This window comes from Microbacterium sp. AZCO (assembly GCF_039614715.1).
Classification (GTDB): Bacteria; Actinomycetota; Actinomycetes; order Actinomycetales; family Microbacteriaceae; genus Microbacterium.
In genome coordinates this window covers 3,141,635-3,154,104 of sequence record NZ_CP154857.1, presented here as the reverse complement: position 1 = coordinate 3,154,104, position 12,470 = coordinate 3,141,635, and the positions used below count along the sequence as shown (strand labels likewise).

Below are 12,470 nucleotides of genomic sequence, written 5' to 3'. Positions count from 1 at the left end.
CGAGGCGCAGCGACGGGATGCCTCACCAGGCCTGATGCGTCGCGAAGTCCCAGCCGCGCGTGACGGGCTGGCCGGCTCCGCCGCGGTCGTCGACCGGCACGACCGACAGCCGCGCGCGCTTGGCGACGATCTCGAAGACGTCGTCGAAACCCGCCTCCGCGCCCGACACGTCCAGCCGCATGAGGCGCACCTCGGCGAACTCCCACCGCACCACGACGGCGCCCCGCCCGTCGGAGCGCCGCACGACCTCGAGCTCGGCGGTGGGCAGGTTCGTCCCCTTCGTGATCGCCTCGAAGATGAGCGGCGATGCGATCGAGGTCGCGGCCGTGACCACGAGGGGATGCTGCGTCGCCCGCCCGACGCGCCCCGGCCCGCCGCCCGGCCCGCCCGGGCCTGCTCCGGCCTGCTCGACGCCCCAGCTCGCGCTCCTGACCTCGATCCAGTCCTCGTGGTCGCGCTCGACGGACGCTCCGGGGATGCCCGGAAGCTGCAGGTAGATGTCGACTGCCATGTCTCGCCCTTCCGCGCGCCCTCGGCGCCAGCCTCCCACGTGGCTTGCGGGGGCGCCAGGGGCCCGCGCCCGGCGTCCGCGCGCCCGCCCGCCCGCCCGCCACTGCGTCGGAGATCCGCGCAGCGTCGGGGCGACTCGCCGCGGTTGGGTCCGACGACGTGGCGATCCCCGGCGATGTGGTGATCCCCGGCGGTGCGGTGCGGGATGCCGCGCCCGGCGCCCGCGCGCCCGCCCGCCACTACGTCGGAGATCCGCGCAGCATCGGGGCGACCCGCCGCGGTTGGGTCCGACGACGTGGCGATTCCCGACGACGTGGTGCGGGATGCCGCACCCGGGCGCGTGCCGCAACTGCGTCGGAGATCAGCGCAGCGTCGGCACGACCCGCGGCGGTTGGGTCCGACGATGTGGCGATCCCCGACGATGTGGTGCGGGATGCCGCGCCCGGCGCCCGCGCGCCCGCCCGCCACTGCGTCGTAGATCCGCGCAACGTCGGGGCGACCCGCCGCGGTTGGATCCGACGACGTGGCGATCCCCGGCGATGTCGTGCGGGATGCCGTGCCCGCCGCCCGCACCCGTCCGCGCGGGGGGATCATGGAGGCATGACCCGCACCGCCGTCATCGTCGACGCCGTCCGCACGCCATCGGGCAAGGGCAAGCCCGGGGGAGCGCTGTCGGCGGAGCATCCCGTCGATCTCGCCGCCTTCGTCCTCGACGCGCTGCTCGCGCGCAATGGACTCGAGTCGACGCAGGTCGACGACGTCATCCTCGGCTGCGTGAGCCAGATCGGCGATCAGGCGATGAACATCGCGCGCCAGGCCGTGCTCGCGGCGGGGTTCGACGAGCGCGTTCCCGCGACGACGATCGACCGGCAGTGCGGCTCGAGCCAGCAGGCGGCGCACTTCGCAGCGCAGGGGATCATCGCGGGCGCCTACGACATCGCCATCGCGGGCGGCGTCGAGTCGATGAGCCGCGTGCCGCTCGGCTCCTCCCGTCAGGGCGGCTCGCTCGCGCCCGGCATCGCATCCCGCTACCCCGCGGGTCTCGTCAACCAGGGCGTGTCAGCCGAGCTCATCGCGCAGAAGTGGGGCCTCAGCCGCGAGGAGCTCGACGCCTTCTCCGCGGAGTCGCACAGAAGGGCGGGGGATGCCTCGGCCCACGGCCGCTTCGACGGCCAGGTGCTTCCCGTCCCGACCGACGGGGGAGTCGTGCGCAGCGACGAGACGATCCGCACGGCGACGACCGTCGAGGGTCTCGCGACGCTGCCGACGGTCTTCCGCACCGACGCGCTCGCCGAGCGCTTCCCCGACCTGGAGTGGAAGATCACGGCGGGCAGCTCTTCGCCGCTCACGGACGCGGCATCCGGCGTCCTCATCATGAGCGAGGAGAAGGCCGTCGTGCTCGGGCTCACGCCGCGTGCCCGGTTCCACTCGTTCGCCGTCGTCGGCGACGACCCTCTGCTCATGCTCACGGGACCGATCCCCGCGACACAGCGCATCCTCGAGCGCAGCGGCCTCACGATCGACGACCTCGACGCGTACGAGGTGAACGAGGCGTTCGCGTCGGTGCCGCTCGCGTGGCTGCGCGAGACGGGCGCCGATCCCGGGAAGCTCAATCCGTGGGGCGGCGCGATCGCGCTCGGCCACGCCGTCGGAGCCTCGGGCACCCGCCTCCTCGGCACGCTCCTCGCCCACCTCGAGTCGACGGGCGGCCGCTACGGCCTGCAGACGATGTGCGAGGGCGGCGGCATGGCGAACGCGACGATCATCGAGCGGCTCTGACGGGCACCGGCCACCGGTCACCGTACGCGCCCGGCTGGAAGCGCTTGCGACTTCGCAGCGGTCCGCGAACAAGATGAGGCCGTTCTCATGATGTAAGCGCTTGCAATCCTGGGAGAACGCTTATAGCGTCGCAAGCATCGCCTGTGGGCACGTCGCCGTGCCCCCGCATCCTGGGAGCTCATCTCGTGTCGAAGACGACCACTGCACGCCGCCGCGTGCTCGCCTCTCTCGCCGCTGCCGCCCTGGTCCTGACCGGCAGCGTCACCGCCCTCGCCGCTCCCGCGGCGGCGGCCGACCGCACGTTCGCCCTCGTCGGAAGCCTGCAGGACGAGCTCGGCTGCTCGGCAGACTGGCAGCCGGAATGCACCGCGACCGAGCTCGCCCCGACGGGAGATGCCGGGCTCTACTCCGCTGAATTCCAGGTTCCGGCGGGCTCGTACGAGTACAAGGTCGCTGTCAACGACTCGTGGGACGAGAACTACGGCGCCGACGGCGCCAAGGGCGGATCGAACATCCCGCTGACCGTCGCGGGACCCTCGACGCTGCGCTTCACGTTCGACGACACGTCGCACCGCATCGGCATCGACGTGACGTCGCTGCGGGGCGGCTACTCGGCAGCCGACGACGCCCTCGTCGCGGCGCCGGCGCGCCAGGCCGGCAGCGGTCAGCAGTTCTACTTCGTCATGACCGACCGCTTCGCGAACGGCGACGCGTCGAACGACACCGGCGGCCTCACGGGCGACCGCCTCACGACAGGCTTCGACCCGACGAGCACCGGCTTCTACAACGGCGGCGACATCGAGGGCCTGCAGCAGAACCTCGACTACATCTCGGGCCTCGGGACGAGCGCCATCTGGCTCACGCCGAGCTTCAAGAACAAGCCCGTCCAGGGCTCGGGCGCCGATGTGTCGGCCGGCTACCACGGGTACTGGATCACCGACTTCACGCAGATCGATCCGCACCTCGGCACCAACCAGCAGCTGCAGGACTTCATCGCCGCCGCCCACGCCAAGGGCATCAAGGTCTACTTCGACATCATCACGAACCACACGGCCGACGTCATCTCCTACCAGCAGGGCACGAACGCGTACGTCGACCAGAAGACCAGCCCCTACAAGGATGCCGACGGCAACGCCTTCGACCCCGCGACCTACGCCGGCACCGACTCCTTCCCCGCGATGGATCCGGCGACGTCGTTCCCCTACACGCCCGTGATCGCGGACGCCGAGAAGAACGTCAAGGTTCCCGCGTGGCTCAACGACCCGACGCTGTACCACAACCGCGGTGACTCGACGTGGGCCGGTGAGTCCGTCACGTACGGCGACTTCGTCGGGCTCGACGACATCATGACCGAGAACCCCAAGGTCGTGAACGGGTTCGTCGACGTCTACGACACGTGGATCGACCTCGGCATCGACGGGTTCCGCATCGACACGGCCAAGCACGTCAACTTCGAGTTCTGGCAGAAGTGGACCACGAAGGTCCTCGACTACGCCCACAGCCACGGCAAGCCGGACTTCTTCATGTTCGGCGAGGTCTACGACGCCGACCCGACGAAGCTCGCCCCGTACATCCGCAAGACCGACATGAACTCGGTGCTCGACTTCACCTTCCAGGCCGCGGCGAGCTCGTACGCGGGCGGCGGCACGGCGAAGGGGCTCAGCACCCTCTTCGCGGGCGACGACCACTACACCACGCCCGACTCCTCGGCGACGGCGCTGCCGACCTTCCTCGGCAACCACGACATGGGCCGCATCGGCTACTTCCTCAACGGCAAGTCGAGCCAGCTGCAGCGCGATGAGCTCGCGCACGACCTGCTGTTCCTCAGCCGCGGCCAGCCCGTCGTCTACTACGGCGACGAGCAGGGCTTCGCCGGCACGGGCGGAGACCGTGCGGCCCGGCAGACGCTCTTCGCGAGCCAGGTTCCCGAGTACGAGAACCAGCCGCTCGTCACGGGTGAGACGCTCGGCTCTCAGGACCGCTACTCCACGACCGCGCCGGTCTACGAGCACATCGCCGAGCTGTCCGCCCTCCGCGACGCGAACCCCGCGCTCGTGAACGGTGCCCAGATCGAGCGCTACGTCGCCGACGGCGCGGGCGTGTACGCCTTCTCCCGCGTGGATCGCGACGCGAAGGTCGAGTACCTCGTCGCGAGCAACAACGCGACCACCGATCAGACCGTCTCGCTGAAGACCCTCACGGCCGGCGCGACCCTTACGCCGATCTACGGAGGAGGGAACGCCGTGACGACGGATGCCTCGGCCGCGGCATCCATCACCGTCCCCGCTCTCTCGACCCGCGTCTTCAAGGCCGACCGGCCCGTCTCGGCACCGGCCGAGGCTGCGCCGATCACGGTCAAGGCTCCGGGTGCGGGCGCGGCGCTGACCGGCTCGGTCGCCGTGTCGGCGCAGGCCGACGACTCGTGGCGCGAGACGAGCTTCTCGTGGCGCGTCGCGGGCGGCACGGAGTGGCACGCCCTCGGCACCGCCGAGGACACGCAGCCCGGCGTCTTCCACGACATCGCGGGTCTCGCGGCGGGAACGCTCGTCGAGTACCGGGCCGTGTCGACCGACGCCGCCGGGCACCGCTCGGCCGACTCGACGTTCGCGTCGGTCGGCAACCGCGTCGACCTCACCGCGACGCCCGATGAGCCGGAGGCCCCCGAGGAGCCCGAGCCCCAGGAGCCGACGAACTACACGAACGTCAGCGTGCCCGGCGGCTTCAACAGCGAAGCGGGATGCCCCGGCGACTGGCAGCCCGACTGCGCCCAGGTGCAGATGACCAAGAAGGACGGCATCTGGCACCTCAAGCTCGACGACCTCGCGGCGGGCACCTACGAGTACAAGATCGCGACGGAGAAGAGCTGGGCCGAGAACTACGGCGCCGGCGGCGTGCCGGGCGGCTCGAACATCACGATCACCCACACGGGCGGCCCGATCGAGTTCTTCTTCGATCCGCGCACGAAGAACATCACGTCGACCGACCAGGGACCCGTCATCACCCTTCCCGGCTCGCTCCAGAGCGAGCTCGGCTGCCCCGGCGACTGGCAGCCCGACTGCCTCGCGAGCATGATGTTCGACCAGAACGGCGACGGCGTCTTCCAGTTCACGACCGACGATCTGCCGACGGGCTCGTACGAGGTCAAGGTCGCGCACAACCGCTCGTGGGACGAGAACTACGGCGCGGGCGGCGCGCCCGGCGGCGCGAACATCTCGTTCAGCGCGACCGCCGGCAAGGTCACGACGTTCCGCTACGACATCGCGACGCACATCCTCACGGTGAAGTCGGCCGACCCGCCGCTCGCCGGCACGGGCGAGCTGCGCGCGCACTGGATCGACGCCGCCACGATCGCGTGGCCCGCCGACCTGGGCTCGAAGGCGGCCGATGCGACGTGGCAGCTCTACTCCTCGAAGGATGCGACGCTCGGCGTCACGCCCGACCGCGAGGTCACGGGCGGCGCGGACCCCGTCACGCTCACCCGCCTCGCGGGCGGGCTGACGGCGGAGCAGAAGGCGACGTTCCCGGCGCTCGCGTCGTACATCGCGCTTCACGTGGAGGATCAGGATCGGGATGCCGTCGCGGCGCTGCTGAAGGGCCAGCTCATGGTCGCTCAGCGCAGCGCGGCCGGCGCGCTGACGGCCTTCACGGGCGTGCAGATCCCCGGTGTCCTCGATGACCTCTACGCGTCGGCGGTGGAGAAGCTCGACCTCGGCGTGACCTTCCAGGGCAGCAAGCCCACGTTCCGGCTGTGGGCCCCGACCGCGCAGACGGCGACGCTCCTGACGTGGAACCCCGCGACAGGCTCAGGGGCCGCCAGCGGCGACCCGGTGCGCCACGAGGCGACGTGGGACGCGGCATCCGGAACCTGGACCGTCAAGGGCAAGACCGACCTGAAGGGCGACGAGTACCTCTGGGAGGTCGCCGTCTACGCCCCCACGACGGGGAAGATCGAGACGAACGCCGTCACCGATCCCTACTCCGTCGCGCTCACGGTCGACTCGACGCGCTCCGTCGCCGTCGACCTCGACGACAAGCAGTGGAAGCCGAAGCAGTGGGAGAAGACGGCGGCCCCGGTGGTCGCGCGTCCCGTCGACCACGCGATCTACGAGCTGCACATCCGAGACTTCTCGGCCACCGACGAGACCGTGCCCGAGTACCTCCGCGGCACGTACCTCGCCTTCACGCAGAAGAGCGCGGGGACGGCGCAGCTGAAGCAGCTCGCCGACGCCGGCATCAACACCGTCCACCTGCTGCCGTCGTTCGACATCGCCTCGATCGAGGAGGACAAGGCGAAGCAGCAGACGCCCGCGTGCGACCTCGCGTCGCTGCCGGCCGACTCGCCGAAGCAGCAGGAGTGCGTCGGCGCCGTGGCGGCGACGGACGCCTTCAACTGGGGATACGACCCGTACCACTACTCGGTGCCCGAGGGCTCGTACGCGACCGACCCGAACGGCGGCGCCCGCGTCGGCGAGTTCCGCTCGATGGTCGGCGCGCTGCACGGCCTCGGCCTCCAGGTGGTGCTCGACGAGGTGTTCAACCACACCGCCGCGTCGGGCCAGGCTCCGACGTCGGTGCTCGACCAGGTCGTGCCCGGGTACTACCAGCGGCTCAACGCGGCCGGCAACGTCGAGACCTCGACGTGCTGCCAGAACGTCGCGACCGAGCACGAGGTGGCGCAGAAGCTCATGGTCGACTCGATCGTCACGTGGGCCCGCGAGTACAAGGTCGACGGCTTCCGCTTCGACCTCATGGGCCACGCGTCGAAGGCGAACATGCTCGCGATCCGCGCGGCGCTGGACTCCCTGACGCTCAAGAAGGACGGCGTCGACGGCAAGGCGATCTACCTCTACGGCGAAGGCTGGAACTTCGGCGAGGTCGCGAACAACGCCCTCTTCGAGCAGGCGACGCAGGGCCAGCTCGGCGGCACCGGCATCGGCACCTTCAACGACCGCCTCCGGGACGGCGTGCACGGCGGCAGCCCCGTGCGCGACTCGACGTACGAGCAGGGCTTCGGCACGGGCCTCGGGACCGACCCCAACGGGCACGGCGCCGACGGCACGCCCGAGCAGCAGCTGGCGCGCCTCGGCACGCTGACCGACCTCGTGAAGATCGGCCTGACGGGCAACCTGCGCGACTTCCGCCTGACGGCCGCCGACGGCACCGTGAAGGCGGGCGACGAGCTCGACTACAACGGAGCGCCGGCGGGCTATGCCGATCAGCCCGACGAGACGATCAACTACGTCGACGCGCACGACAACAACACGCTGTACGACCTGTCGGTGCTGAAGCTCCCGACCGACACGAGCATGGCCGACCGCGTCCGCATGAACACGCTCGAGCTCGCGACCGTGACGCTGTCTCAGTCGCCCTCGTTCTGGCACGCGGGCACGGAGCTCCTGCGCTCCAAGTCGCTCGACGACAACAGCTACAACTCCGGCGACTGGTTCAACCGCATCGACTGGACGGGTCAGGAGTCGACCTTCGGCTCGGGCCTGCCGAGTCAGGCCGACAACGGCGACCGCTGGAGCATCCTGCAGCCGCTGCTGGCGAACCCCGCGCTCAAGCCGGGGCCGGCCGACATGGCCGCGGCCGAGGCATCCGCTCTCGATCTGCTCCGCGTGCGCAGCGAGGTGCCGCTCCTGCGTCTCGGGTCCGCCGATCTCATCGAGAAGAAGGTCAGCTTCCCGAACAGCGGAGTGGATGCCACGCCCGGCGTCATCACGATGCTCGTCGACGACCTCGTCGGCAAGGATGTCGACCCGAAGCTCGAGGGCGCCCTCGTCGTCTTCAACGCGTCGCCCGAGGCCACGACGCAGACGATCCCGGCGCTCAAGGGACGCGGCTTCGCCCTGACGCCTGCGCTCGGGAACGGCTCGGATGCCGTCGTGAAGACGACGACGTGGGATGCCGCGACCGGAGCGGTCACGGTGCCCGCGCGGTCGGTGGCCGTGCTCGTCGACAAGGAGCCCATCGCGACGTCGCTGTTCGCCGCGCCGAGCCCCATCGTGACGAAGGCGGGCACGACGGTGAAGATCGTCGGAAAGGTCGTCGCTGCCGACGGATCCGCGCCCCAGGGCACGGTCACCGTCACCGAGAACGGCAAGATCATCGCGACCGCCCCGGTCGAGGCCGCGGCGAAGGGCGCGATCAGCATCTCGCTGCCGAAGCTCGCGCGCGGGACGCACCTGCTGCGGGTGTCGTTCACCGGCGGCGAAGGCTGGGCCGACTCGCGCTCGGTCGTGCCGCTGCCCGTCGTCATCCTCTGAGTTCCAGCCGACAGCAGAAGAGGCCGGACGACCCCATGGGTCGCCCGGCCTCTTCCGTGGGATCAGCGGGTGACGGCGACCTCGAAGAGCGTCGTCGAGCCCGACACCTCGTTCGCGACCGCGACGAGGGGCGTGCCCGTCGGCGACTCGGCCGCGGGGATGAACGACAGGCCCTCGGGGCCCAGATCTCCGCTGTTGTCGGAGAAGTCGCGGTTGTTGAGGTACGTGACGAAGAACGACTGCGCCGGCACCGTGATGTCGTAGACGACGACCCCGCCCACGCGCTCGAGCCCGATGAAGGCGTAGGTGCGTCCGTCGACCTGCCCGATCGTGAGGTTCTCCGGCTCGGGGCCCTTGTCGTCGCTGCGTCCCTCGAAGTTGGCCTCCGTGTGGTTCGAGTTCACGTGCGCGGGGTCGGCCGCGTACGTGATCTCCTCGAGCTGCGAGCCCGAGTCGAACACCTGGTCGCCGTCGGTGGTCCAGATCGAGAACGAGCGGGCGCCGAAGGCGTACAGGCTCGAGTAGCAGCCCTTCGCGGCGTCGAAGCCGAGCTCCTTCGTGACGTTCAGCCGGCCGAGGTCGGCATTGCCGGTCTTGCCCTTGAGCGGGCTGTCGGCGCAGATCGGCAGCGAGCCGGCGCGTGCGCCCTCGACGTACGAGCCCCACTCACGGGCGTCGCCCTCATTGGCTGTCACGAGGTAGGACGCGCCGTCGGCCTGATACGCGTTGATGCCGTCCGGCATGTACATGCCGTAGAGGCCCGCGTAGCTGCGCGGTGCGAAGACGTTGTCGCGGTCGCTCGGGTCGAGCTTCTCGACGCTGTAGTCCTTGTACCCGAGCGGATGGATGCCGGTGACCCGCGCCGACGGGATCTGCACGACGGCGACGGCGTTCGCCTCCTGCAGCGCGACGTAGGCGTTGTTGCCGACGACGGAGATGTACTCCGGCTCGAGGTTGCGCGAGACGGGGTGGTCGGCGCCGTGCGGAGTGGGGCCGAAGACGCGGACCCCCTCGGGGAGCTTTCCGTCCTCGAACGCGTGGAAGTCCGCGGTCGAGACGTCCTTCTGCCTGGACGCGACGACCTTCGGGGTCGAGAGTCGGACGACGGAGACCGAGCCTTCCGGGTCGGTCGAGAAGTCGTCGGCCGGCTCGCCCTCGTTCGCCGTCAGCGCGTAGCGGCCGTCCGGCGTGATGACGACGTTGTCGGGCTGAGCGCCGACGGTCACGGAGCCGAGGATCGTCGGCTGCTCGGCGCGGGCGTCGAAGAACACCAGATGGCCGGGGTCCGTCTTCGTGAGCGCCTCGAAGGCGGCGATGCCCAGGCCGTCGGCGCGGATGGCGACGGAGTTCGCGACGCCGTCGGACGCGATCTCGTACTTCTTCGCGATCGCGGCCGGGTCCGAGAAGTCGAGCACCTGCACGGTGCCCGCCTTCGCACTCACGACGAAGAGGCGGTCCTGGTAGTGGGCGACGATCTCGGCCGCCGACTCGTCGAAGACGCCGGTGTCGAAGCTGCCGACGGGGGCGAGCGAGATCGCGGCGTCGTCGGCGGAGTACTCGACGGGGTGGGAGACGATCTCGGCGGACGCCGCGATCGCGGGAGTGAGCGCGAGCGCGCAGCTGGCGGCAGCGGCGGCGACGAGCAGGGCTGGTCGTCGAAGGTACGAAGGCATGTGGATCCTCGGGTGGTCGGGGCGTGCGGGCGCACGCCCCTCCGTGCTATCGACCCCCGGTGACGTCGAGGTGAACGGTCGGCGACGCTGTGCATCGTCTGGAGGCCCTCGCAAGTAGTAGGACGTCCATGTAAACTGCACACAGTGACAATGCCGTCCCACAAGGAAGTCGCACAATGACGATGGAAATCCCGGTCGCCACCGCACCCAGCCCAACTCTGACCCCCGACGAGCGCGCCGCCATCCTCGACGCCGTGCGCGAGTTCGCCGCCGCCGAGCTCGCGCCTCAGGCGATCGAGCGCGATGCGAAGCACATCTTCCCGCGCGACGCTCTGGCGCACGGAGGGGAGCTGGGGCTCGGAGGGCTCTACATCCGCGAAGACGTCGGCGGCACGGGCCTCTCCCGCGCGGACTCCGTCGCGATCGTCGAAGAGCTCGCGAAGGCCGACCCGTCGATCGCCGCATACATCACCATCCACAACATGGTCGGGTGGATGATCGACGTCTACGGCACCGAGGCGCAGCGGCAGGAGTGGCTTCCTCGGCTCGTCTCGATGCGCGATGTCGGCTCGTACTGCCTCACCGAGCCCGGCGCGGGCTCCGATGCCGCCGCCATCACGACGAGCGCGATCCGGCAGGGCGACGAGTACGTGCTGACCGGCGTCAAGCAGTTCATCTCGGGTGCGAGCGAGTCGTCCGTCTACATCGTCATGGCCCGCACGGGCGCGGCGGGCGCCCGCGGCATCACGGCGTTCCTCGTGCCCGATGGTCTCCCCGGCCTGTCCTTCGGGCCGGAGGAGCAGAAGATGGGCTGGAAGGCGCAGCCGACGCGCCAGGTCATCCTCGACGAGGTGCGCGTGCCCGCCGCCACCGTGCTCGGCGGCGAGGGCATGGGCTTCAAGGTCGCGATGTCGGCGCTCAACGGCGGGCGCATCAACATCGCAGCCTGCTCCCTGGGCGGCGCGCAGTGGGCGCTCGATCGGGCGGTGCAGTACGTCAAGGAGCGCTTCACGTTCGGCGAGCCGCTCGCCGAGAAGCAGAGCGTCGTCTTCGCGCTGGCCGACATGGCCACGGAGCTGCGTGCGGCGCGGGCTCTCGTGCGCGACGCCGCCCTCGCCCTCGACACGAAGGCGCCCGACGCCGCGATGCAGTGCGCCATGGCGAAGCGGTTCGCGACCGACGCCGGCTTCCGCGTCGCGAACGAGGCCCTGCAGCTGCACGGCGGCTACGGATACCTGTCGGACTACGGCATCGAGAAGGTCGTGCGCGACCTCCGCGTGCACCAGATCCTCGAGGGCACGAACGAGATCATGCGCGTCATCATCGGCCGCGAGCTCCTCGGCTAGCGTCTGAGCATGACCGACTACGAAACGATCATCGTCGAGACGCGAGGACGCGTCGGCTGGATCACCCTCAACCGTCCCCAGGCGCTCAACGCCCTCAACACCCAGGTGTGCGCCGAGGTCGTCGACGCGGCGACACGGTTCGACGCCGACGAGGGGATCGGCGCGATCGTCCTGACGGGGTCGGAGCGCGCCTTCGCCGCCGGCGCCGACATCAAGGAGATGGAGTCCAAGACCGGGCTCGACATGATCCTCGGCGACCACTTCGGCGGCTGGCCGACCTTCGCCGCGGTGCGCACGCCCGTCATCGCGGCGGTCTCGGGCTATGCGCTCGGGGGCGGCTGCGAGCTTGCGATGATGTGCGACATCATCATCGCCGCGGACACCGCGACGTTCGGCCAGCCCGAGATCAACCTCGGCGTCATGCCGGGGATGGGCGGCTCGCAACGGCTCATCCGCGCCGTCGGGTACTACAAGGCGGCCGACCTCATCCTCACGGGGCGGACGATGGATGCCGCCGAGGCCGAACGCGCGGGACTCGTGTCGCGCGTCGTGCCTGCCGCCGAGCTCCTCGCCGAGGCCGGCAAGGTCGCCGACACGATCGCCGCGAAGTCGCTGCCCTCGGTCTACGCCGCGAAGGCCGCGCTCGACACCGCGATGGAGACGCCCCTCGCGGAGGGCCTGCGCTTCGAGCGACACGTCTTCGCGGCCCTGTTCGACACGCACGACCAGAAGGAGGGCATGGCCGCCTTCCGCGAGAAGCGTCAGCCCGATTTCACCAACCGGTGACGCCGCCGACTCCGCCCGCCGAACGGACAAGCCATGTCTCGTCGAAACAAGGGATCTCGCCGAGACATGGGGGCAGGATGCCTCGTCTCGGCGAAACCCCCTGTCTCGGT

General features: G+C 70.3%; 6 protein-coding genes. 4 read left to right on the top strand and 2 right to left on the bottom strand.

Annotated features, from left to right (window positions below):
• Window positions 1-22: 22 nt before the first annotated feature.
• The gene (locus AAIB33_RS14385; protein ID WP_345800647.1) at window positions 23-511 is read right to left on the bottom strand and encodes a type VI secretion system tube protein Hcp; all 489 of its coding nucleotides are present in this window, start codon (window positions 509-511) and stop codon (window positions 23-25) included.
• A gap of 599 nt (window positions 512-1,110) precedes the next feature.
• Between AAIB33_RS14385 and AAIB33_RS14380 the strand changes: the two genes are divergently transcribed.
• Window positions 1,111-2,289, top strand: coding sequence for a thiolase family protein (locus AAIB33_RS14380; RefSeq protein WP_345800646.1), 1,179 nt, complete (start codon window positions 1,111-1,113; stop codon window positions 2,287-2,289).
• A gap of 185 nt (window positions 2,290-2,474) precedes the next feature.
• The gene (gene pulA / locus AAIB33_RS14375) at window positions 2,475-8,555 is read left to right on the top strand and encodes a pullulanase-type alpha-1,6-glucosidase (protein ID WP_345800645.1); all 6,081 of its coding nucleotides are present in this window, start codon (window positions 2,475-2,477) and stop codon (window positions 8,553-8,555) included.
• A 62-nt stretch (window positions 8,556-8,617) separates the two neighbouring features.
• Here pulA and AAIB33_RS14370 read toward each other — a convergent pair whose 3' ends face one another.
• On the bottom strand, window positions 8,618-10,228 hold the full coding sequence (locus tag AAIB33_RS14370; protein WP_345800644.1) for a choice-of-anchor I family protein: 1,611 nt from the start codon (window positions 10,226-10,228) through the stop codon (window positions 8,618-8,620).
• 182 nt (window positions 10,229-10,410) lie between these two features.
• Between AAIB33_RS14370 and AAIB33_RS14365 the strand changes: the two genes are divergently transcribed.
• Both AAIB33_RS14365 and AAIB33_RS14360 read left to right on the top strand, forming a co-directional pair.
• Window positions 10,411-11,574 carry an acyl-CoA dehydrogenase family protein gene (locus tag AAIB33_RS14365; protein WP_345803443.1) on the top strand — a complete coding sequence of 388 codons (1,164 nt, stop codon included), beginning with the start codon at window positions 10,411-10,413 and terminating at the stop codon, window positions 11,572-11,574.
• A gap of 9 nt (window positions 11,575-11,583) precedes the next feature.
• The gene (locus tag AAIB33_RS14360; RefSeq protein WP_345800643.1) at window positions 11,584-12,360 is read left to right on the top strand and encodes an enoyl-CoA hydratase; all 777 of its coding nucleotides are present in this window, start codon (window positions 11,584-11,586) and stop codon (window positions 12,358-12,360) included.
• Window positions 12,361-12,470 lie beyond the last annotated feature (110 nt).

Bases quoted from the DNA above. Each gene is read 5' to 3' on its own strand.
- AAIB33_RS14380 (WP_345800646.1), top strand. From the start codon at position 1,111: ATGACCCGCACCGCCGTCATCGTCGACGCCGTCCGCACGCCATCGGGC.
- AAIB33_RS14365 (WP_345803443.1), top strand. From the start codon at position 10,411: ATGGAAATCCCGGTCGCCACCGCACCCAGCCCAACTCTGACCCCCGAC.
- AAIB33_RS14385 (WP_345800647.1), bottom strand. From the start codon at position 511: ATGGCAGTCGACATCTACCTGCAGCTTCCGGGCATCCCCGGAGCGTCC.
- AAIB33_RS14360 (WP_345800643.1), top strand. From the start codon at position 11,584: ATGACCGACTACGAAACGATCATCGTCGAGACGCGAGGACGCGTCGGC.
- AAIB33_RS14370 (WP_345800644.1), bottom strand. From the start codon at position 10,228: ATGCCTTCGTACCTTCGACGACCAGCCCTGCTCGTCGCCGCCGCTGCC.